The sequence below is a fragment of the Lacinutrix sp. YIN62 genome (assembly GCF_057219185.1).
Map to the genome: position 1 here is coordinate 37,741 of NZ_JBXVVH010000020.1, position 23,428 is coordinate 61,168.

The 23,428-nt window shown below is 31.0% G+C and carries 24 protein-coding genes and 1 pseudogene; 10 read left to right on the top strand and 15 right to left on the bottom strand.

The genetic code is table 11. From position 1 onward, the window contains the following. The first annotated feature begins 86 nt into the window (after positions 1-86). The 3 genes from AC2D8I_RS13085 (at position 87) to rpe (ending at position 4,651) form a co-directional block, all read left to right on the top strand. Positions 87-2,339, top strand: coding sequence for a polyribonucleotide nucleotidyltransferase (locus tag AC2D8I_RS13085; protein WP_484706469.1), 2,253 nt, complete (start codon positions 87-89; stop codon positions 2,337-2,339). Between the two features lie 489 nt (positions 2,340-2,828). Continuing rightward, positions 2,829-3,692, top strand: a complete 864-nt coding sequence (locus AC2D8I_RS13090) for a sigma-70 family RNA polymerase sigma factor (RefSeq protein ID WP_013869172.1) — start codon at positions 2,829-2,831, stop codon at positions 3,690-3,692. Positions 3,693-3,988: 296 nt separating this feature from the next. Beyond that, complete coding sequence (gene rpe, locus AC2D8I_RS13095) at positions 3,989-4,651, top strand: ribulose-phosphate 3-epimerase (RefSeq protein ID WP_484706470.1); 663 nt, start codon at positions 3,989-3,991, stop codon at positions 4,649-4,651. On the opposite strand, the gene AC2D8I_RS13100 is transcribed toward rpe, so the two are convergent. The 9 genes from AC2D8I_RS13100 to AC2D8I_RS13140 form a co-directional block, all read right to left on the bottom strand. Beyond that, positions 4,648-5,511, bottom strand: coding sequence for a zinc-dependent peptidase (locus tag AC2D8I_RS13100; RefSeq protein ID WP_484706471.1), 864 nt, complete (start codon positions 5,509-5,511; stop codon positions 4,648-4,650). The two genes, rpe and AC2D8I_RS13100, sit on opposite strands and share 4 nt — an antisense overlap. Before the next feature lie 208 nt (positions 5,512-5,719). After that, on the bottom strand, positions 5,720-6,187 hold the full coding sequence (locus tag AC2D8I_RS13105; protein ID WP_484706472.1) for a hypothetical protein: 468 nt from the start codon (positions 6,185-6,187) through the stop codon (positions 5,720-5,722). Between the two features lie 133 nt (positions 6,188-6,320). After that, positions 6,321-6,839 (bottom strand): AidA/PixA family protein, encoded by a 519-nt coding sequence (locus AC2D8I_RS13110; RefSeq protein ID WP_484706473.1) that lies wholly within the window; start codon positions 6,837-6,839, stop codon positions 6,321-6,323. Positions 6,840-7,108: 269 nt separating this feature from the next. Further along, a complete protein-coding gene (locus AC2D8I_RS13115; protein WP_484706474.1) occupies positions 7,109-7,858 on the bottom strand; it encodes a LytR/AlgR family response regulator transcription factor in 750 nt (249 codons plus the stop codon). 1 nt (position 7,859) lies between these two features. Continuing rightward, positions 7,860-9,596 carry a tetratricopeptide repeat-containing sensor histidine kinase gene (locus AC2D8I_RS13120; RefSeq protein ID WP_484706475.1) on the bottom strand — a complete coding sequence of 579 codons (1,737 nt, stop codon included), beginning with the start codon at positions 9,594-9,596 and terminating at the stop codon, positions 7,860-7,862. A gap of 100 nt (positions 9,597-9,696) precedes the next feature. Continuing rightward, the gene (locus AC2D8I_RS13125; protein WP_484706476.1) at positions 9,697-10,116 is read right to left on the bottom strand and encodes a hypothetical protein; all 420 of its coding nucleotides are present in this window, start codon (positions 10,114-10,116) and stop codon (positions 9,697-9,699) included. Positions 10,117-10,460: 344 nt separating this feature from the next. Beyond that, entirely contained in the window at positions 10,461-11,258 is a 798-nt protein-coding gene (locus tag AC2D8I_RS13130; RefSeq protein ID WP_484706477.1) for a DUF3050 domain-containing protein, read from the bottom strand. A 174-nt stretch (positions 11,259-11,432) separates the two neighbouring features. Beyond that, entirely contained in the window at positions 11,433-12,389 is a 957-nt protein-coding gene (locus AC2D8I_RS13135; RefSeq protein ID WP_484706478.1) for a hypothetical protein, read from the bottom strand. Between the two features lie 62 nt (positions 12,390-12,451). Next, entirely contained in the window at positions 12,452-13,444 is a 993-nt protein-coding gene (locus AC2D8I_RS13140; RefSeq protein WP_484706479.1) for an SAM-dependent methyltransferase, read from the bottom strand. Between the two features lie 312 nt (positions 13,445-13,756). Between AC2D8I_RS13140 and AC2D8I_RS13145 the strand changes: the two genes are divergently transcribed. The 6 genes from AC2D8I_RS13145 to AC2D8I_RS13170 all read left to right on the top strand — a co-directional run bounded on the left by AC2D8I_RS13145 (position 13,757) and on the right by AC2D8I_RS13170 (position 18,321). Then, positions 13,757-14,329, top strand: coding sequence for a PKD domain-containing protein (locus AC2D8I_RS13145; protein WP_484706480.1), 573 nt, complete (start codon positions 13,757-13,759; stop codon positions 14,327-14,329). Between the two features lie 240 nt (positions 14,330-14,569). Then, on the top strand, positions 14,570-15,592 hold the full coding sequence (locus AC2D8I_RS13150) for a hypothetical protein (protein ID WP_484706481.1): 1,023 nt from the start codon (positions 14,570-14,572) through the stop codon (positions 15,590-15,592). Positions 15,593-16,086: 494 nt separating this feature from the next. Next, positions 16,087-16,797 carry a hypothetical protein gene (locus tag AC2D8I_RS13155; RefSeq protein ID WP_484706482.1) on the top strand — a complete coding sequence of 237 codons (711 nt, stop codon included), beginning with the start codon at positions 16,087-16,089 and terminating at the stop codon, positions 16,795-16,797. A 3-nt stretch (positions 16,798-16,800) separates the two neighbouring features. Beyond that, the gene (locus AC2D8I_RS13160) at positions 16,801-17,691 is read left to right on the top strand and encodes a hypothetical protein (protein ID WP_484706483.1); all 891 of its coding nucleotides are present in this window, start codon (positions 16,801-16,803) and stop codon (positions 17,689-17,691) included. Between the two features lie 116 nt (positions 17,692-17,807). Beyond that, positions 17,808-18,125 carry a serine hydrolase domain-containing protein gene (locus AC2D8I_RS13165; RefSeq protein WP_484706484.1) on the top strand — a complete coding sequence of 106 codons (318 nt, stop codon included), beginning with the start codon at positions 17,808-17,810 and terminating at the stop codon, positions 18,123-18,125. Beyond that, a complete protein-coding gene (locus AC2D8I_RS13170) occupies positions 18,109-18,321 on the top strand; it encodes a serine hydrolase (RefSeq protein WP_484706485.1) in 213 nt (70 codons plus the stop codon). The genes AC2D8I_RS13165 and AC2D8I_RS13170 overlap by 17 nt, the downstream gene beginning before the upstream one ends. Before the next feature lie 154 nt (positions 18,322-18,475). Here AC2D8I_RS13170 and AC2D8I_RS13175 read toward each other — a convergent pair whose 3' ends face one another. From AC2D8I_RS13175 to AC2D8I_RS13195, 5 genes are all read right to left on the bottom strand, one after another. Beyond that, the gene (locus tag AC2D8I_RS13175; RefSeq protein ID WP_484706486.1) at positions 18,476-18,991 is read right to left on the bottom strand and encodes a ClbS/DfsB family four-helix bundle protein; all 516 of its coding nucleotides are present in this window, start codon (positions 18,989-18,991) and stop codon (positions 18,476-18,478) included. Between the two features lie 97 nt (positions 18,992-19,088). Then, positions 19,089-19,628, bottom strand: coding sequence for a GNAT family N-acetyltransferase (locus AC2D8I_RS13180; RefSeq protein WP_484706487.1), 540 nt, complete (start codon positions 19,626-19,628; stop codon positions 19,089-19,091). Between the two features lie 8 nt (positions 19,629-19,636). Then, on the bottom strand, positions 19,637-20,521 hold the full coding sequence (locus AC2D8I_RS13185) for an alpha/beta fold hydrolase (protein WP_484706488.1): 885 nt from the start codon (positions 20,519-20,521) through the stop codon (positions 19,637-19,639). 112 nt (positions 20,522-20,633) lie between these two features. Beyond that, positions 20,634-21,344 (bottom strand): 3-ketoacyl-ACP reductase, encoded by a 711-nt coding sequence (locus AC2D8I_RS13190; protein ID WP_484706489.1) that lies wholly within the window; start codon positions 21,342-21,344, stop codon positions 20,634-20,636. A 222-nt stretch (positions 21,345-21,566) separates the two neighbouring features. After that, positions 21,567-21,689 (bottom strand): hypothetical protein, encoded by a 123-nt coding sequence (locus AC2D8I_RS13195; protein WP_484706490.1) that lies wholly within the window; start codon positions 21,687-21,689, stop codon positions 21,567-21,569. 72 nt (positions 21,690-21,761) lie between these two features. Here AC2D8I_RS13195 and AC2D8I_RS13200 point away from each other — a divergent pair. After that, positions 21,762-22,144: pseudogene (locus tag AC2D8I_RS13200) on the top strand (transposase); the annotation flags it as partial. A gap of 56 nt (positions 22,145-22,200) precedes the next feature. Here AC2D8I_RS13200 and AC2D8I_RS13205 read toward each other — a convergent pair. After that, a complete protein-coding gene (locus AC2D8I_RS13205) occupies positions 22,201-23,097 on the bottom strand; it encodes a hypothetical protein (RefSeq protein ID WP_484706491.1) in 897 nt (298 codons plus the stop codon). Between the last annotated feature and the right edge of the window lie 331 nt (positions 23,098-23,428).

Genomic DNA, 23,428 nt, shown 5'->3' on the forward strand with positions numbered 1-23,428 from the left:
GAAGCTAATTATGGTTTTTCATTGGTCACACAACTACTACTACAACAACACAACGACCATTGTTTAATTAGAATTAAAAAACATTTATGATTCCAAAAGTTTTTAAAGAGGTCATAGACCTTGGTGATGGAAGAGAAATTTCCATCGAAACCGGTAAATTAGCAAAACAGGCCCATGGATCTGTTGTTGTTCAGTCGGGAAAATGTATGTTATTATGTACAGTCGTTTCCAACTACAAACAAGCCGATGTGGATTTCTTACCACTAACAGTAGATTACAGAGAAAAATTTGCAGCAGCAGGACGTTACCCAGGCGGTTTCTTTAAAAGAGAAGCAAGACCTAGTGATGGTGAAGTATTAACAATGCGTTTAGTGGACCGTGTACTGCGCCCATTGTTTCCAAAAGATTACCACTCTGAAACACAGGTCATGATCCAGTTAATGTCTCATGATGAAAATGTTATGCCAGACGCAATGGCTGGTTTAGCAGCTTCTGCAGCGATACAATTATCGGATTTCCCATTTGAATGCCCAATCTCTGAAGCTAGAGTTGGTCGTATTGATGGTGAATTTATAATCAATCCAACAAGAGCGCAATTAGAAATCTCTGATATTGATATGATGATTGGGGCTTCTGCGGATTCTGTAATGATGGTTGAAGGTGAAATGGACGAAATTTCTGAAGAAGAAATGATAGAAGCCATTAAATTTGCTCACGAAGCTATTAAAGTACAATGTGCTGCCCAAGTAAAATTGGCTGAAGCTTTCGGAAAGAAAGAGACTCGGGAGTATGAAGGAGAAAGAGAAGATGCTGAATTGGCTCAAAAAATACATGATATGGCTTATAATAAAGTCTATACTGTAGCAAAAGCAGGCTCTTCAAAAAAAGAAAGAAGTACAGCCTTTGCTGAAATCAAGGACGAGATTAAAGCAACTTTTTCTGAAGAAGAACTGGAAGATTTCGGAGGACTTGTATCCAAATATTACTATAAAGCAGAAAAAGCTGCTGTTAGAGATTTAACATTAAATGAAGGCCTTCGTTTAGACGGACGTAAAACAGATGAAATTAGACCTATTTGGTGTGAAGTAGATTATTTACCATCTACACACGGTTCTTCAATATTTACACGTGGGGAAACACAGGCTTTGGCAACTGTAACTCTAGGAACTTCCAGAGAAGCAAACCAAGTCGATATGCCATCTTATGAAGGTGAAGAGCGTTTCTACTTACACTATAACTTCCCGCCTTTCTCTACAGGAGAAGCAAGACCTATTAGAGGAACTTCTCGTCGTGAGGTAGGCCATGGAAACCTAGCACAACGCGCATTAAAAGGTATGGTCCCTGATGATTGTCCTTACACAGTACGTGTTGTATCTGAAGTATTAGAATCTAACGGTTCTTCTTCTATGGCAACGGTATGTTCTGGTACTATGGCATTAATGGATGCTGGTGTACAATTAAAAAAACCTGTTTCTGGTATCGCTATGGGATTAATTTCTGATGCCGATTCTGGTAAATATGCTGTACTATCTGATATTTTAGGAGATGAAGATCACTTAGGAGATATGGATTTTAAAGTAACGGGAACTGGAGACGGTATCACTGCTTGCCAAATGGATATTAAAGTAAAAGGACTCTCGTATGAGATTCTTGTTAACGCTTTAAAACAAGCACGTGATGGACGTATTCATATTTTAGGAAAATTAACAGATACCATCTCTACTCCAAATACAGATGTTAAAGGTCATGCCCCTAAAATGATTACAAGACGAATTCCAAATGAATTTATTGGAGCTTTAATTGGCCCTGGAGGGAAAGTGATTCAAGAATTACAAAAAGAAACCAATACCACTATTGTTATTAATGAAGACCCAGTAACAGAAGAAGGTGTTGTTGAAATATTAGGCGTTGGTAGTGAAGGTATTGATGCTGTACAAGCAAAAATAGATGCGCTTTTATTTAAACCTCAAGTTGGTAGCGTTTACGAAGTAAAAGTTATTAAAATGCTTGATTTTGGTGCTGTTGTTGAATATACAGAAGCTCCAGGAAATGAAGTATTACTACACGTTAGTGAATTAGCTTGGGAACGTACAGAAAACGTTTCTGATGTTGTGAATATGGGAGACGTTTTTGATGTAAAATACTTTGGTATAGATTCAAGAACACGCAAAGAGAAAGTCTCTCGAAAAGCGATCTTACCTAAACCAGAAGGTTATGTTGCAAGACCTCCAAGAGAGAATAGCGACCGTGGTGGCCGTGACAACAGAGGGCGAGATAATCGTGGACGAGACAATCGTCGTGATGATAGAAAACCAAGAGGTGATAAAAAAGAAAACTAGATTCTTTTAACCCTATTTTAGATAAAAGCCCATCAAAATATTTTGATGGGCTTTTTCTTTAATACTGATGCATTCCCTATTCTAATACGCTTTCAATTTTATTGCTTTTTAATAAAAAAATCATTCACAATAATTTTACATTATTAAATAATAAATTTTAAGAGTTATTATTCTATTGTACTTTTACCATTTCATAATAACGTCTGCGCTAGACCACAAGCACCTCCTTGAAAAATAAAATCGCTAATATCAATTAATTAAGGCACCTAATTTTGCAAAAGATCTAAAAGAGTGGCATCTACACTATTTTTTATTTACACTTTATTGTAATCGCTATATAAACTAAACGACCAATAATAAGCTTAACAAATACATAATATTAAATATTTTGTAAAAAAAACGTAATCTTTTTGTAACAAATCGTATCTTATATACGTATAACTACTGATAGCAAATTATTCACTTATATTAAAATCACAAATACTTTAAATGAGACAGCTTAAAATTACCAAACAGGTAACCAATAGAGAGACCGCTTCATTAGATAAATACCTTCAAGAAATAGGGAAGGTGGATTTAATTACTGCTGATGAAGAAGTAGAGTTGGCACAGCGTATTAAAGCAGGGGATCAAGTAGCTTTAGAGAAATTGACTAAAGCAAACTTACGTTTCGTTGTCTCTGTAGCCAAGCAATATCAAAACCAAGGATTAACACTTCCCGATTTAATTAATGAAGGTAACTTGGGGTTAATTAAAGCTGCTCAACGTTTTGATGAAACCCGTGGTTTTAAATTTATATCGTATGCTGTATGGTGGATTCGTCAATCTATCTTACAAGCATTAGCTGAGCAATCACGTATTGTACGTTTACCACTTAATAAGATTGGTTCTATTAATAAAATAAACAAAACCTTTGCCTTTTTAGAACAAGCACATGAACGTCCACCAAGTGCTGAAGAAATAGCTAAGGAATTAGATATGACGATTAATGATGTTAAAGAATCTATGAAAAATTCTGGACGTCATGTAAGTATGGATGCCCCTTTAGTCGAAGGAGAAGATTCTAATCTTTACGATGTATTGAACAGTGGAGAATCTCCAAATCCAGATAGAGAATTACTTCATGAGTCATTACGTACAGAAATTGAAAGAGCTTTAGAAACATTAACTCCTCGTGAAGCGGATGTTATTAGATTATACTTTGGTTTAGGAAACCAACATCCAATGACTTTGGAAGAAATAGGTGAAACCTTTGACCTGACACGTGAACGTGTAAGACAAATTAAGGAAAAAGCCATTCGTAGACTAAAACATACGTCTAGAAGCAAAATATTAAAAACATACTTAGGTTAGTTTTTACAACCTAAAATGGCAACAAACAGTTAATCATAACTGTTCGTTTTTTGATTGATGAAAGAACCCACGGCTGATTACCGTGGGTTCATTTTTTTAGAACCTCTGAATGCTTTCTTTCGTTTAGGTTAAAAAACGATTTTATTAAAGTATAATTTAATGCCACATTGTAAAATCATCTAAGCTAACGTTTGTATAGACTTAAATTTAGTATAAAACTTTATGAGTAAAAGTATTAACTAAAACTATAATTCATTTATTTTTGTCAAAACAAACAACACACAACTACTACAACAATGTCTTCAAAATTAATTGCACCTTCAGTACTTGCAGCAGATTTCGCAAACCTTCAACGTGATATAGAAATGATTAATAGCAGTGATGCCGATTGGTTTCATATTGATATTATGGATGGTGTTTTTGTGCCTAACATTTCTTTTGGCATGCCTGTTCTAGAAGCCATTTCAAAACACGCTAAAAAAACGATAGATGTCCATTTAATGATTGTAGATCCCGATCGTTATATCCAAACATTTGCGCAACTTGGTAGCGATATTCTTACAGTGCATTACGAAGCTTGTACCCACTTACATCGTACATTGCAAGCTATAAAAGCAGAAGGAATGCAAGCTGGTGTTGCATTAAATCCGCACACCAACGTTACTGTATTAGAAGATACTATAAACGACATTGATTTAGTTTGTATCATGAGTGTGAATCCCGGTTTTGGGGGTCAAAGTTTTATCGAGAATACTTATAATAAAGTACAACAACTAAAAGCGTTAATTACGAAAAAGGGCGCGTCTACTAAAATTGAAATTGATGGAGGTGTTACTAACAAAAACGCCAAAGCTTTAGTTGCAGCAGGTGCAGATGTGCTTGTAGCAGGAAGTTATGTATTTAAAAGTGAAGATCAAACCAAAACAATAAAAGATCTTAAAGCACTCGTTAATGCTTAATAGCCATTGAAATTAAAATTAAGCATTTCTTTTACTTTATTATATATTTCAGGAAATTGGCTCTTAAATTTATGAGGCGTTTCTATGAATGTTTCGATAACTACAGATATAAATTCAAAATTATTGGTATAAGCATAGTCACGTAAATATTCAGAATCGACCAATCGTTTTCGATATGCCTCATCATTTTCAAGAAAGTCTGCTATTTCTAAAAAAGTATTTAAAAAAATCACAGCTGTTATTCCTTGTTTCTTTATACAGCTTAAGTGCAAAGCATGAATAAACTCATGTATCCCTAAGTTTAAATTATCGTTATCTATATCGTAACCGTATAAAAAATCTTTCCAAGAAAACACAATGGCTTTATAAGCTGGGTTAAACTCTCCTTTATGATAAGCTTCATTGCTATTTGAGTAGAACGCTTTAGGGTATAGTAAAACGCGTTCTATTAATCTTATTTTATAATCTCTATAGCCAAAAGTTATCATTGTAGAGGTTGCAGCTACAAGTACTTTCATTTTATCTGTTATTATTAAACCCTCTTTCCCCATAAACACCTTAGCCCTTATAAATTTAGCGACACGGTGCTCAAAGAATCGTTGATACTTTGGCGGTAATTCTTGATAGAATCTAAACTCTCTTTTTAAAATATTTAATTGGACTTCGGGTAATTTTAGTAGCCTTAAATAGATATGATTAAAAAAAGGCTTTTTGTAAGTTGATGCATACTTATACTCCAAGCTTACATATATGCGATATAACACTAAAATTATTAATGATACGGTAGCAATAGACAGGACATATTTAATAACTAGAGGGTTTTCTAATTCTTTTTGAGCAAAAAATAAAAAATTCTTCATACACAGTATTAGTCTAATATATCCGATTTTGGTTACAAAAAAACGCTATTGATGTTAAAGTTATAAAAGAAATATTAATCACTTTTAAATTTCTTTTAAAAAGAACGCTATAAAACAAAGAGGTTTCTACAAAATGTAAAAACCTCTTACTTACCTATTTATTTTACAAGCCTGTTAACCTAAATAACATCTTAAGGCTACTCTACGCTTATTCATTCCCATGTAATCTAGGATTTAATATCCCTGCTGTAACAGTGTAAATTGGGCCATTCGGGCCTTTTGTAGCAAAACCAATCACACCATATACACCTTTTTGATAGATTATATTTTCTCTTTTTTCAAAAGGTTTCAATAACATCTTCTCTACCTCAGCAGCATTAATAGTTATATCAAGTTTTGGATAATCCTTATCTGTAGGACATAACACTTCCAATTTATAAGATGTATTTGAAATAGCCTTAGTAGGTTTTAAAAACCAAGTTGGAGTTACAGGTGTTGGCTTACCAAGTTGAGGAGGTATTGGCAAATTAATCTTTTTGTTTAAATCGAACGAATCTGCTCTTAAAGCACCACCATTAACTTCTGTTACGATACAATCCAAACATGTACCATCTGCTGCACCTGGATCATTCTGACTAAGAACTGATAATTGAAAAACTGTATTTGTTGACATCATTTTAACTGTTAATTATTATTAATAGGCTATAAAATAGTACTTGCTAAGGCACCGTTTCTGTTTATCTATTTTGTTAAATATTAAAATAGAGGTGAATTGAAAGCCCTTTTCAAATTCGTGTCTTTTATAAAAACTAATTAGAGACGTTAATAAATGGATCCCAAACAAAATAGCCTAAATTATCTCCATTCTCATCCAAGACTTGAAATGTTATAGTATATTGATCTGAACCAGGTGCTGTTACCATTCCTGCATAGCAATAATCTGAAAAAGCTTGAGCTTTTGGAGTGACTGTAGAACTTCCTACATATAAATTTATACTTAATTCTAAAGATAATGGAGTAACAAGGTTAGTTCCAGAACCAAAAGTCCAGTCTGTTAAAATAATGTTATTGGCTGTTCCTCCACCTGGGCAGGTTGCCATCCAACGTATGGTATCTCCAACATTAGCTTTAACTGTTAATTCTGATTTAGCTTGGTTGTTTACAACAAAGCTACTCGCTGTAATCATATAAATGTATGCATCAGATTGTGCAAACGATCCCAATGATGTTGGTTTAGATTTAGTTCCTGCTACTATTTTTTTGTTTTTTACGGCTTCTATTATAGAAACGGCATCTACAACTGTTAAAATATCGATTGTATTAGACATTTTTTTATTCTTTTATTTTCTTACTCATAAGGCTTTTCAGAATCCGCCTCGTTTTTTATAGTGAGTGCTGCTTCACTTTTATAAAAATAAAACTTGCTAGCATTTTTATTTCTTCTGTAAAATTAGGGTTGAAGCAGTGTTCTAAATAAAAAATAGGCACAAGACCGGGATTCTTGTCCATAAAGACTAAAAAACAAGGTAGCTGTTTATTTTCGAAGAGTGAAGGCTTTAATATAACCTTTAAGGAACTTAAAAGGCAATGATAATTATTATTTTAAGGTTCTTACCTTTTTTATCAAACCTTTATATTTCTCACTTAATGTTACTCTGTGATTTCCAGATAAGATAATAAGGTTATCCCTTGGTATTATTTCTATTATTTTTTCGGTATTTGCGATAAAGTTCCTGTGTGTTCTACAAAACATAGTATGGTCTAACAATTCTAAAATCTTTGTTAATGATATTAGAATAACAAACCGTTCTTTTTCTGTTATAATATTACAGTACTTCTCCTCTACCTCGATATAGATAATTTCTGAAACGAATACCTTTTTCAGGGATTTCCCTTTTTTAATAAATAAATACTCTTTGCTAATAACCGTATCTTCTTCGTCCCCTAAAAACACATCATTTTGCTCATAAAATTTTTCTATAGCCATTTCTATAGCATACAGTATTTCTAATTCATTGAATGGTTTCATAAGATAACTGAAAGGTTGTGTTAGTTTTGCTCTTTCAAATATTTTTCGATCTGTAGAACTGGTTAAAAACACAAATGGTTTTGAGGCATTAGGCACAGCATTAATGGTTTCGGCAAAGGCTATTCCTTCAGGAACATTATTTAAAAAAATATCGATTATAACAATGTCGATTTTTGCAGTACTATAAAATACCGATACCGCATCTTTAAAATTTGTAGCGACACCTATTACGTTATAATTATGACACTCTAAAACGTTTGTTAAGGCTGTGCTTTGCTCTATTGAATCTTCTATAATTAGTATGTTTACATTATCCATTTTAAGCTGTTTTAAATAAAGATACGATCATTTTTGTTCCTTTTCCTAATTCACTTTTTATCGTGAGCTTTCCTTTATTCTTTTTAAGCATGGATTTACATAATTGTAACCCTAATCCAGTACCAATAATACCTTCATTTTTTTTTCTAGAAAGTAATACAGTCTCTTCCATTAATTCCAAACAGGTCTTCTTATCTATTCCTAAACCAGAATCTTCTACGACCATTTCACAATATTCTGCGGTGCTATTTTGAGTGTATACTTTAATAAAACCATTAGGCTTAGAAAATTTTATAGCATTGTCTAGTAAATTTCTTAAGATAATTTTTAAAGACTCTTGGTCTGCATAAACGATATCCTTTTTAGAAACCGTATTTTCGAATGTAATCTGTTTATCCTCCATGATAGGTTTATAGTTATATGCCATTTGATCCACTATAAAAAACAAGCGTATAGATATCCTCTCAAAATAAGATTGCTTCGTTTGTAATAAGGCCCAATGCAGCAAATTATCCAATAAACTATAAGCGCCATTAACAATAGCACTATTTTTATGCAATAATTCATTTAAACCGTCTAAGTTTTTTGTTTCTAAATGAGCTAATAATCTTTTATTACTTGTCTTTAAAGCATTTACAGACGATCGTAAATCATGACCAACTATAGAAAACAGTTTATCTTTGGTAACATTTAATTCATTTAAGACTTCTTTTTGAGCAGTTATCGTTTTATTTCTTTTTGTTTTTTCTTTATAAAAATAAATACTTGTGCCTAAAAGCACTAACAAAGTAATTGCAGAGTATAGTAATCCATTTCTTTCTGCTCTTTTTATTTTATTTTCTGCTTGTAATAAACTGACTTCCTTTTGTTTTTCTTTAATTGCGAACTCCTTTTCTAACTGAGCGACTTCCCATATTTTATTTTGATCAGTTAAAGAATCTTTCCATTTTTCAGATTCTTTTCGATAAACTAATGCTTGTTTAAAATTCTTTCGATTTTCTTCAACTACAGCCATATTAAGAGCCGTTGTTTTCTTTAATTGAAAGTTATTTGTTTTTTTAGACAATAGGTAAGCTTTCTCAAAATAGGGTATTGCTAAACGGTCCTTGTATTGATCATAATATAGGTTAGCTATATTTCCATATGCCCCAATTAACAACAACGTATCCTTTTCTTGTTCTTGGGTTTCTGCGCTTTTAATTAAATAGTTTTCGGCTTTATCATAGGCTTCAAGATATAAATAGCAGAGTCCTAAATTATGTTCAATATTATTTCGTTTTATGCCAAGTAACATTGTATCTGCAACCGCTTCAATTGGTTTAAAATATTGAATTGCAGACTTAAACGCGCCTTGCTCTAATGCCATTTCTCCCAAATACATTTTTATATGGTTATTAAACTCAAAACTTTCAGTAACCATTGCAAACTCCTTTTCAGCCTCTTTAAATAGTTTCTTTTCTTTAAAACTATAGCCTCTAAAAAAGTGACAATAGTTTTCCAATGTACTATCGCCATAACTAGTATTCAACTGTCTCATAGTATAGACCAAAGTAGAATCCCACGCTTTATTCAAGAAAAAAAATTGTGCTCTAGAAAAGTTTGGTATGGCAGTAAAGGGATCACTTTTTTGTTTTAATATTATATCAAAAGAACTCTTTTTTGTTTGCTCTTGAGAGAAAATAAATACAGGCAAGATTAAAAAAAAGTAAAGAACTAAGGTTTCAATTTTAACGGTCATACACTATTTTTATAAGCAATTTAGTTAAATTTAAACCATAAAAAAAGCAAAGGAGCTAACCTCTGCTTTTCGTAAAAAAAAGATTTGATTTTTATTTTTTTTAAGTGGACGGTTGCACTGTTGTTTCTGTCCCTCGTTTCCCTTTAACATCATCATCTTCTCCGGCAGTATCTACCAAAACCCAAGCTTTATCATCTACATCAACCCCTTTAATTTCACAAACAAAATAAAAAACCCATGGGGTAATACTTTGAGGAATTTTACCATTATATGTGCCATGGACATAAAACACATAAGATCCATTTTCGTCTATAGTATAAATAGGTGAAAATGTTGGTACAGGAAGTGTTGAATCTGAACAAGCTTCTACTTTAAAATACAAATAGCCATTATTAGCCTTTGTTATAGATACAGCAGGTAACATTGCTTTTGTTCCGTTACGCTTTTTATTTTTATATGGCGGCTCTTTAACAGGTCTTAACGTAGACCCTTTTATAGGCGTTATGATCGTTGCTTTCATAATAAATAGATTTTGAAGTTAATATTTTAAATTAGTATTATTTATCCCCTAACCATTATTAGTTTTTGCTTTCAGTAACTTTTATAATCATGATTAGTACCTTACAAATACTACTAATTTATTTTCATTGAAAAACATGCCACAAATAGAAGGTTTTTTTTAAAACATTGAGATAAAAAAGGCATAAGATCAAGAGATGTAGACATAAAGCATTAAAAAAGTATCACAAAGTATTTTATCTATAAAATTATAATACTCCCTTTATATTACTGTAACTTCTCGGCCTATTACAAATTAATTATTGCCTTTCATTCTTCAATACGAAGCATACATTCTGTAATAAACTAATCCCTATCCGTATTACTCACGATTGCTTCTGGTATTTCTATTAAATCACTTATGGCATTCCATAAATGAATTCTTTGTTTCAAAGATTTTTTAGCTACAGACAATACTTCATCCCATTTTAAATCATCGTTCCCACACAATTCTGAAATCATTTGAAGAGATAATGGCCCATGTTCATCACCATCAAGCTCTATATGTCTTTCCAAATAATACGTTAGTTTATTATATTGTTTGTTTTCCGAATCGGCATGTTTTAAAATCCCCAAAAACATATCTGGAATAACATCTTCTCTTCCAAATGTAAATGCAGAAGCTACCAAATGTGCTTTACGCGATTCTATAATATCAAAAGAAAACCTTACAAAATCTAATACACGCTTATCTATATTTATTACTTGTAATGCAGATGAAACAGATTGCCCTGACTTAATTAATGCAATCAATTTATCTATTTCACTTGTATCTGCTTTTATTTGATGCATCGCATCTAAATACATTTCAAAATGGCTTTTTGGAAGCCCTAATTCATTCACATCACTTTCTTCTCCTAATACAATTTCGTTTATAAATCTAGATAAAGCAGGTGCTTCTACGGGCACCCATGGTATTTTTGTATAGGTTAACTCAATTTGCAAAGCTTTAAGAAGAGACATAAAATCCCAAACAGCAAATACATGGTGTTCCATAAAGGTTTTAATATCATCAATATTTTTTAAGTGTTTATAAAGTCTATGTTCTTGTAGTTGGACTCTTAATTTGGAAATTTCGTTTTCGATATATTCTATTCGCTTCATAGTTAGTTCTTGTTATTTACAAAAATAAACAACTCCATTTCTACAGGAAAATTAATGAGGTAATACCTTAAAACATTAAATCGACTAAAGTTAAAAGTAATTTATGTCACTTTTAAAATCCTTTTATTGCTAGTACATTAAACTTTAAAATAATTAGTTCCAAATATTATACTTTTACATGTATTTAAAAAAGAATTTTATTACTTCTAAATTCATCGCTGATGTTGTCCAATGCCCTACATCATCATAAGTTCTAAAAGTAACCGTCATGTTATTTTCTAGATATATTTTCTGGCATTGCTTCCACCGTCCTTGGACATTATCACCAAGAACTGAATTAATAATCGCTCGTTCTTGAGTAGTATATGCATCATCAAACTGTACTGCGTCATTAGTATCTAAAGCTCCCATATAGATGTATTGTGGAACTTTTGAATAAAGAACATTATTGAACTCTTTTTTAAAAATACGTTCAAAATCATACAGTCCCAAAGGGTAATTAAAGCGTTGTTTTTTATATGTTTTAAGTGGTAGCATTAATTCTCCATTTAAACCTCCCGTTGCAGCTGCTGCTACTTTATCTGGATGAATAAACAAAAAGCGATTTGTAAATGTTGCTGATGCAGAAAAACCATTCATAAAAAACTTATCGTTAATCATAATATTATGCGTACTCAGTATCTTTTTTGCGTCTTCAACCATTGCTAAAAGTTGTAAATCTAACCTTTTAAGTGTAATCGATTCCTCAAGAATAACCTCTCTATCTAAGGCATGTGTATAAAGTAAAGGTCGCGACTTTGGCCTAGGAAAAACAGGCACCAAAAAGGGTATTTTTAACATTGTTGAAACATTATTTCCTACAGAACTTGCAGTTGCTAAATCGATGGCATAATTTTTATGTATAGCCATTGAATCTGAAGTTTTTCCTGTATTATTTGGTTCGACTAACAGGTAGGTTCGTTTATTTTTAGGAACACCTTTAGGTATAAAAAGTATATATGAATTGTGTATTCCTTTAGATGCATTTGCTTTAACAATAATTAAACTCTCTTTTACAGTGAATTCTGTTGTTAAATTTTGTGCTTGAATTAAAAACGGAAGCATTATAAGTAATACGATTAATGGTCTCATGAATTAACTTTACCAGCATGACGACCAGAACGACATAATGTTACTCTATAAATTATTAAAAACTATATAAGCTTATATTTTAATTCAACCTCTGGAGAGATATAATATGTAAAAATGATTGTTTTATAATTAAAAGGCTGCTCTAATTCCATTTTTAGAGGTAATGTTAGCGACGATTCTCCTCGAGACAATTTAATATTCTTATAAACATCAACCACAGTATCTATCAAAGCAGTGTTATAATGCATCTCTGATTTAAAATCAATTTTTTTATCTGATAACTGCATTGGAATACCCTCACTATTATAATTTTTTATAGCCTCTCTAACATTCAAAATAGTACCTGCTTCATATTCTTGTACGTCATTAGTTTCGAGAGTAGAATGCCTCAATAGTTTAAAAATTAAACGAACATTCTCTGGAATTAAAACAATGTCTTTATTAAATTGTGGTAACATATTAAATAAAATAGGAACATAACATTCCCTATATAACAAAGCATCCAAGGTTTCACTAATTAAAATATGAAAGGCTTTAGGATCTGGAATTTTAAAGGTCACTGCATCTGCCAAATAATAGGTATTAATATAATCTTCCAATTCTAATCTCTTAATTAGTTTCTTGGAGAATTTCAATGAATTTTCATTAACTTCTAATAATGTAAATCTAATTTCATGAGGAGAAAAAAGAGGTGCCACAAGAGTTACAAAAGGAGCATAAGGACCACAACCAGCATAAAAAATATTAATACATACGCCTGGATATGTCTGTTGTTGTTTCTTAATTGCTGTAACGACTGCATATAAAAATGCTGCCGTTCGCTTATAATCTAGTAAACATTGTGCAGCATAATTTAGACCTAAAGCCTTCCCTTTTGCGGTAGGCACTGCTGCTAAATGCTCTATTTTTGAATCAAATCCACTAATCGTTGTTGCGGTTTTAAAAAGGGCATGGATTTTATTTATAATACCTTCTACACTATTAGCATTTTCAATATTTTCTAATAATGCAGATGAGAGCGCTTTTATTTCTTTGGTTAATGGATTTTCAATCATTATTCTGTTTAAATTGTATGGCGACTTATTCTGGTGTTAATATACTGATAAATGCGATTTTTGTCTAGTTTTAAAGAGCATCTCTTTAATTCAAAATAACTATTGGTTTCTATCTAAAATTCACTTTATACAAAAGGAAAACTAAATGGACTCATTTTATTATTCTGCTTTAATTATTAAAACATTAAATACTCTATGCTGTATTATCTTCATAATATAAAAAATTAGTCTGCACACAGAACTTGTTAATTAAAATTGATTATTTAACTTGTAAATAAAATAAACCATCACTATTTATTTAAATCCCTTTTTATGAAAAAAATTACATTCCTCATTTTATTTTTAATAAGCTACAACATTGGTTTTTCACAAGTTACCGCAAATTTCACTGGTATACCAGTCTCTGGAGATGCCCCTTTAGTCGTTTCGTTTATTGATTTAACAATTGGGCCAGTCTCTTCTTGGTCTTGGGATTTCGGAAATGGGAATACATCAACACTAGAAAACCCTACAGCAGTTTATATTAATCCAGGAATTTATACGGTTTCCCTAACAGCGTCTGATGATGCAGGTACAACAGACACGCATACAAGAACAAACTATATTACTGTAGACTCCACCTTAGGTATTAAAGATAATACCTTTAGGGACAACATAACTATAGTCGAAAATTCTGCAAGCGGAAAAACAACTGCTCTGTTTAAAAATAAACACCAACATTTAAGCATCAGCTTAATGAGCGTGAGTGGGCAAACGGTATTAACTCAATCTTATACAAACACAAATCGGTTATCTTTTAGAGCAAATGTACCTTCAGGGATATACTTTCTACATATTGTAAATGAAAAAAACAATTACACCACATTTAAGATTATAAAAAAATAAATTTGAGAGATTGCTAAATCCTTAAAAAACTCCAACTATTAAGTTTTGAATTTAATGTTGTTTCTAGCTTATTTCTTAATAGCAACAGGTCAAGATTTAAATTAGGATACTAAAATTAAAAATATCTTATTAGAATGAATGCCAAAGGATGAAATAGAATATCATGACAAAAAAACTATCTTTGTTATACCAACTAAACAGAGTAAATTCACAATTACTTAAACAACAATAAAGATCATTATGAAAATAAAAATTTTAATAATCGCATTAATTACGTTTATTTCAAAAATAGATGCACAAATTGAGCATATAACAGGACAAACTAGACTTGTAAATCCAGAAGGGAGAGCTTTGCTTATAGAAAAAGGTAATAATAATGATGATACTTGGTTAACAATCCATGACCAAGGTCTTTCTTGGTTTTCAATGGGTATAGATAGATCTAATTCTGGTGCATTTAATCTAAATTCAGGAGGTGATTTGAATAGTTCTCAATTTGTTATGCTTCGCGATGGTAATGTTGGAATAGGAATAGAAACCCCTTATAGTAAATTACAAATAGAAGGTAGAATTTCTTCTGGAAAATGGGGGGTTCTAAATATGGACTGGACTAATGAAGCTGACTGGGGAGAGAATTCTAATAAATGGGCTGGTTATATAGGTTTTAATGCTTATAGAAATAACGATGATATTAAAGACACCTATTATGGAAGGAACCCATATACAAATAAGGGGGTTTTTGAAGGATCTAATGTTGGCTTTAGATGGCTTTACAGAAATAGAATCAATAACAATGATTCTGCTGGTCAACACCTATTAACCGAATATATGAGATTAGATCATAATGGTAATTTAGGTATTGGCACATCAAACACAAAAGGTTTTAAATTAGGCGTTTTAGGAGACATAGCAGCTCAAGAAGTTAAAGTCGCCTTATATGATAGTTGGCCCGATTTCGTTTTTAACAAAGATTACAGCTTGCCATCATTAAAGGAGGTGGAAGATCATATTAACAAAAAAGGACACTTAAAAGATATTCCAAACGCTAAAGAAGTAGCCGAAAAAGGGATTTACTTAGGTGAAATGAATTCTAAATTACTTCAAAAAATAGAGGAATTAACGCTATATACAATTGCGCAAGAAAAGAAAATCCAATCTCTAGAAGATAATAATTCAAGAATTGAAAAACTAGAGAAAGAAAACAAAGTTCTAAAATCATTATTAGAGAGAGTGGCTAAATTAGAGGAGGAAATAAAAAAATGAAACTACAAATTACAGCATTGGGCTTTAACTAAAACTCTATTTACCACAAGCTCCTTAGCGACATAAGTCGTTAATATTAAAGACCTTAATAAGATTTAAGAATATTTCTTTAAATTAGGAATTATATTCATATTTAATAGAGTATTCAAAACAATCATATTGAATTTAATAACGAGTGGTCAAAATATTTTTATCGTTTCACTTTAGTATTTTCATAAGCTAACCACAAGAGCATTGAGTAGAAATTAAGGTTACAATCAAAAAGACCTAGCAAAGCTAAGAATTTATTAAAGATAAAAATGCAAACCTCCTAAACGTATAGTAAATTAGCAGTATGAAATATTTTAATCTAATTATAAAAAAGACTCGGAGTAATATCTGCAATCATTAGTCGTCGCGCAAAAACCACAACAACAAACAAAAAAACAAACTACTACAAACTAGACTAATACAACCATTTACATAAACAAACGTTTCTTAATGAAACACAAAAAATGAATATATTCTCCTATCATCTTGTCAAAATACCATTTACACTAGTAATAAAAGGATTATTCTCAACTCCAATTAATAAGAAAACAGAAGGTTTAATTCACTCTGAATATATGACAGTAATGACTTTAGGTTCCCCCATCATGTCCCCATCTAGATTTCTTTTAAAGCAAGTTGCCATTTTTGCACAATGGGAAAATGAAGAAGCGCTTAAAAATTATTTGCAAAAAAATAAATTCGGGAAATTATTGGCTGAAGGTTGGCACATTCGATTAGCTTTTATAAGAAAATGGGGAGAAATAAGTAACTTCAAAATACTAGAGCAAAAAATTAAATTAGAACATCCATTATCTCCTGTTGTAGCCATTACAATTGCAAGGATGAAACCTATAGCTATCCCTAGATTTCTACGTTGGGGAAGACCTGTAGAAAAATTAGTTCGTGACCACACTGGAACTTTACTTTCATTAGCTTCTTTTAAATTCCCTAATACAATTTCTACTTTTTCCATTTGGAAAACAGAAAAAGAAATGATCAAAATGGTACACGGTCATAGCGAAATGCCTAAACCAAAAAGGCATTCAGATGCAATGAAAGAAAGAGAAAGAAAGAACTTTCATTTTGAATTCACAACATTAAGATTTAAACCCCTATCTGAATTTGGTACTTGGAAAGAAAAAAACAACTATACTACTAACATTGAGTCGAATTAAAAAATGAAGATTGCATCTTTAAATCAAAATTTTCAAGATTGGATAACTCAACAATGGGTTATACTATTCGGAAAAAAAATCACTCCCAACGAAAATCAATGGTTATTAGGTCCTTTTGGAAAAACTAACGGAATTGGTATAAAATTCATAGAGCAATTAGCCAGAAATGAACAATTAATAATAGACAAAGAACAAGTTGATAAAGGCTTATTAAAATCTATCAACCAACTAAACTTACCCCAAAAAGAACTTAGCAAACTATCTAATAATGTAATTGATTTTTACGAAAACACAAGCAATTACACTTTTGACATAAAGGTTAAATGGAACCCTTTATTTAAGATATTTGGAGTTTTATTAAAAATAATATTTAGCAATCGCATTGAGCAGTTAAATATTCCTATGAATAATAGCAAAAAATCTAAAGCTTTAAAGAGTGAAATAATCCATTTAGTAAATAAAAAAACTAAAAAAATTAAACGAACAATATGGTTAAGAACTTTTAAAAAATCTAAACAAGTAGTTTATTCTGGTGTTTATGATGTGTGTACAATTCCAAGTGGACAGAATTGTATAAAAGCTATTTTTCCTTTACCTAACGGAAACGCAACAATTATATTAACTCCTGTTGTAGGTGAAAATGGAGAACTTATTTTGAATTCATCTGGAAAAAAAATTGGGGATAGTGGTTTTTACTTTCTACTTAAAGATTCCAAAGAGAATATATGGACTAAATTCATTGTGTCGTTTAAAGACAAACTAATTGTCAGTTCAAAAAATGAAAAAATAACAGCTATTCAGACTTTAACATTATGGAATCTAAGAGTATTACAATTTAAGTATGATATAAAACGAGACAAAACACTAGGCAATCACTTCTCAAACCTAAAATAAAACTAATCAACCAATTACAAACACAATACAAACTTTATTTTTATAAACTTTACTTAATGAAATATTAAATGTAACCTTAGGAAAAAAATTGACGTCTAAAAAGACAAACGTATCAAATGAAAAACAGTCTCCTTTTTACAAAAATTCTATTCTTTGTCTTTATCGCTAATTGTTGTGGCCAAAATCTTGAAAAAATAGATCGTCTTTTAAATACTAAATACAAACAGAATGAACCTGGTGGTTCTGTTCTTATTGCCAAACAAGGTGATATTATCTATAACAAGGCTTTTGGATTGTCTAACCTTGAATTAAAAACTAAACACAATAGCAATACCGTTTATGAAATTGGTTCGATGAGTAAACAGTTTACTTCTGTTGCAATCCTGATTCTTATGGAAAAAGGGCTGTTAAATTTAAATGATGATATTAGATGATTATCCTTCTGGAAAAGGTATTACAATTCATAATCTACTAACACATACATCAGGGATTAAAAACTATACCAGTCTTAAATCAATTAATAACATTGCAAATGATAAAATTAGCCTTAAAGCATTAATCAATTTCTTTAAAAATGAAACCGAAGATTTTAAACCTGGAGAAGATTATAAATACAATAATTCAGGATAGTGTCTTTAGGATAGTGTCATAGTGTCGAAAAATTATTGAACTCTTATCAAATCAGTCTTACGAGGCTTTTATCAAAGAACAGATCTTTGATGCTATTGGTATGAAAAACTTACACACTTTTTAGGATTGTGTCGAATATTTACTAATCTATTGTCTACATTTTTTCTTGAGTCAATTTCTTCCATTGCCGTACTCTTAACCTTGCATTTTTATAGGGTGAATAAGTATTCAATTGTATCATTTTCCCTTTAGTCCACTTACCATACCATGCTGTTTCGTACAAATCAGTACTTTCTGTGTTTTTAATCAGGTCTAAAATTTTGTTAACGACCTTATCCAAAGTCTCTAACAAAGCATTGTAATTAAGCTGCTCATAATCGGTATAAAACTTTTGAGCTAATTTCCCTAATTCATTCCATTTATAACCCGTTTCTGGAAAATCTACATTTTCTTTTTTATCGCTTTTCCTATTCCATTTCAATACGAGTTCTCCCCACCCAATAAGATAAGCAACCAAATCTGAAATACTCATATGCGTCCCCTTAGCATGACCTTCGAGCGCTTTTGTCTTTGTTAATTCTTGCGGTATCGATTCCAACTCTTTTTTAAGTTTTGAATAGCTGCTTTCTATAGCAATAATTAGTTCTTCTTTGTTTATGGGAACTGCCATTGAGTTTATTTGTTAATTAAGAAATATTCGTTAAATATTACTTCGTACTTATCAGTTTCTAAACAATTATTTATCAACGTTTTTTATTTGAAGTATTTTATTCATAAAACGCTTTTGGATACTTCACCATACCGCTAACTTCACTCAAGCTATGCTCAACAAGTTCTATAACCATAGCGTTTTCTTTTGGTACGTCAAATGGTAATTCAATCCCATATTTACCTGCTTGCTCATAACCAAATCTCGGATAATATTTTTCATGCCCAAGAAGAACGATTGATTTATGCCCTAATTCTTTTGCTTTTATATGAGCTTGGTTTATTAGTTTCCCTCCAATTCCTTGTCCTTGATATTCTGGAGAAACAGATACTGGTGCTAACGCTAAAGAATGAAATATCGTATTATCATTTACAATCTCCAACTTTGTTAAAAGAATATGCCCAACTATTTTATTGTCGATTATTGCGACTATTGAAAGTTCGGGAACAAATACATCTGATTTTCTTAATCGTTCTACCAAAAATTGTTCTTTATGGTCACTATACTCTTCAGATTTAAAGGCCTCTTTTATTAGTGAAAAAACAGACGAATAATCTTTAGTTTCTTCCTGTCTTATTTCCAATTCTTTTGAATCCATTCTATCATTTATTTTTGTTCTATAAATTTTTCAAGAAGAATATTAAATTCACTTGGTTTTTCCATCATAATAAAGTGATTTACATCTTTTATTTCATAATAGGCCTGATTAGGGAATAATGATTCCAAATACATCTGGTTATCAGTAGGCAATTCAGCGGTTTTAGCGTAAATGGTAAGCGTTTGATTATATAGTACATCTTCCGTCCAGTATTTTTCATGAATCATATCATTCATTGAACTATAACCTACAAACTCAGGATTACTTGTCATTGTAGACAGAATATATTTTTTTGTATCTTCTGGTGTTTTATCAGTTATAAAACCAGAAATAAATTGTTTTACCTTCTGCTTATAGTTTTTCCCTTTAAACGTTTTCACAAAACTATTCAATTCCTTTTTATACTTTATTTTTTCAATACTGTCTTTTGGAAATTTAAAATACACTCCATCTACATTACAAATACTAGCAGTATTATCATTTAATTTTCGCATTAATTGCCTGCAAACAGGGAATCCCATACTGTGCCCTATAAAAATAGGCCTTTTAAGCTCCAAATCCTCTATTACTTGTTTTACCGATTGGGCAAAATAATCAATCGTGTAATTTATTTTTGGTTTGTCGCTTTTTCCATGACCTGGCAAGTCTATAAAAACCAGATGATATTTATCTTTAAAATGATTGAATTGATATTTCCAAGTATTTAAATCACATCCCCAGCCATGTACAAAAATTAACGTTTTTTCTCCGTTTCCAAATTCTTTATAATGAATTTTTCCTTTTTCTGTTTTAGAATATTTTGAAGGTATTGACTCTATCGTTGCCACATCTTGACATGATAATACGACTAAGAATAATAGCACACTTACCAACTTACTTAAAAACTTTCTCATTGAGCTATAGATTAATTCTTTTTATAATATGTCTTTTAAATCTATCTGATATTTTCGTTCTCTCAGTATTAAGCTAAATTACGATTAAAATCGTTATATAATAAGACTATTTTTAAGGATTAGTTGACAATAAAGATGCTCCTTTCAGCATTGCTCTTCTGGGGAGTTTTATACTAGCAACAATTAATTCAGCAAAATCATTTGGTTGTAAAACACGATCTTGAGAGTCTTTATTTGTAATCCCCAAATCAATTGACATATCTGTTTCTATAGTACTAGGTGTTAATGTACAAACTCTAATGTTATCCTTCCTAACCTCTTTCATTAAGGATTCAGACATTCCAATAACCGCAAATTTAGACGCTGAATAAGCAGATGTGTTTGCATTACCATTTAGCCCTGCTGTAGATGAAATATTTATAATATCACCTTCATTCTGACTTAGTAAATAGGGTAAAACTTCCTTAGTCACATAGTACATACCCATCAAATTAGTTTGAATAATTTGACTCCATTGACTTACCTCCATTTCATTAAAAGCTCCAAACGCCGCTATTCCAGCATTGTTTACTAAAATATCAATAGCCCCCATTTTCTTTACAATATTTTTTATACCAATTTGTACATCTGGATAATTCCCTACATCAAATACGGAATATATAGCGTTAACTCCAAAGGTTTCTAATTCAGAAACCGTTTCCTTTAAAGCCTTTTCATTTCTTCCTGTTATAGCGATGTCAACGCCTTCTTTTGCAAATGCAATAGCAGTGGCTTTTCCTAACCCTCTACTTCCTCCGGTAATTATTGCTTTTTTATTTTTCATATTTATCTTAAAAATTTTGTTATTGATTTATGATGATGTATAAGATTATACGCTGTAGATATGCAGCACACCCGTTAAAAATTCTGCTTTAGTTCTAGAGCATATTTAATATTGAGCGTCCGTCCCGCAATTTAAGTAAAAGAGTGTAATAAAAACGTAGCCTTAGTTCATTTATAGTCATTCCTTGAGTGCTATGGAAATCGTAAAAGGGCTTTTATTCATTTAACTATTTTTTTCCAGTGTAATAACATCCTGCTCATGACTCATTTGATCGGCACTCTTGCCATTATCTAGTTCTTTTATTTTTTTTGAAATATGTATAGGTAAAAACTTATGATTTCTCATAATACGACTTAAAGTTAAGACAATTATGATACTTTTTAACCATTCATTTTTTAGGAAAACTTATAATCATCATTAACTTTATTGCAAAGTATTCCAGGAATAGGCACTAAAACAGCTTTAATATTATTAGTTTATACAGATGGTTTTCATCGTTTTGAAAATTCAAAAAACCGTTTGTGGTTATGCTAAATTAACTCCAATAATAAGACAAAGTGGAACTAGTATAAAAGGACACCCACGAATTAGTAAAATAAGAACCCAAAACTTAGAAATTTATTATTTATGTGCCCTTTTAATGCCTGTAAATATAACCGAGCATGTAAATCCCTTTTTGATAGAATAGTGGCAAAAGTAAAAAGCTGGCTTTAATAGCAGTGTGTAACAAGTTACTAAAACAAGCTTTTCTATCGTTAAAAATGAGGTACCTTATAGCAATGAATAGTGCAATGTTCTGAGGTGTAATGGGTTTAGTTTTATTTGGTTTTATCTCAGTGCTTTGTTGGGTGGAGTTTCATTCCAAATAGTAATCGAATTCGTATTCAACACCACCTCTTATGAATCCAAACAATGTCTTGGGTCTTAATTCCTTTGTTATTCTATTGTTTTTGTCATAAATAAATTCATACTCATGATGCAATTTATTAACATCTAAAATTGTCTTAATTTTATTTCCATTTTCATCATAATAATATTCATTCTTTTCTGGAATGTAGTTCTTTGTAATCTCCTCAGTAATTTGTCCTTTTTCATTGGTTTTATAGTAAATACTGTCATTTGTTAACCCTCCAAATTTATTTTTTAAATAGCCATTTTTATCATACTTATAAGTTGTTAGATATTCGGAAGAGTCAAAGGATATATGTAGTCTAGAGATAATTTTATTTTCAGGATTGTAATATTCAATAAAGGTAGATATACCTGTGCTTTTTTTTCCTATGTGTTTCATTTCGGTTTTATAATTTCTTCCTAATGAATCATAATAGAAAATATCTTTATCATATATGGTTGTTTTTTTTGTTTTCTTGTCGATTGAAGAATCTTTTTTTTCAATTAATCTATTATAACTATCGTATTTAAAGTTTGTGCTTTTTTGAGGAGACAAACTATTTCCTGTTAGCCAAGTCACTCTTTTTAAACTATCAAAACTGGTATACTCATAAATGTAGCTCCAATGAATATTTTTTCCTCTATACCAATCTTCTCTAGTTTTTAGTCCTATTTTATTATAGTGTTCAACTGTTTTATCAAAACTCCAAATACTTTTTTTACCAAAAAGGTACAGTACATTAGTTTTAGTGATTTTTTTAATAGGGATATGTTTTGTGTCAATATTTACAAATCCTGAAAAAAACCACGCAAGAATAATTATAATAATTAATGAATAAATGTATGTTTTTCTTCTTTTCATCTTATTGCACCTAACGTTTCGTGTAAGGAAAGTACGGGGTTGTAAGCTGTGATTTTCCTTCGGAAAATCAGAAGCAAGCAAATATGTACAACCCTTTCGATTAAGCACTAAAAATAGTATTTTTTTTACACATTGTGCCTGTTGCACAAGTTTGTTGCTAAAGATAGTAAAGGAATTTAAAAGCGGCTTAGTTATTTCTTAACTTTAGTTATGCAAGGTAAAAAAGAGTACCAAGAAAAATTATTTTCTCATTTTCAATTGAGCGAACGCATTCCGAAACACAACTTTTACCGCAAGTTAAAAGCGGTATTACATTTAGATTTTTTATATG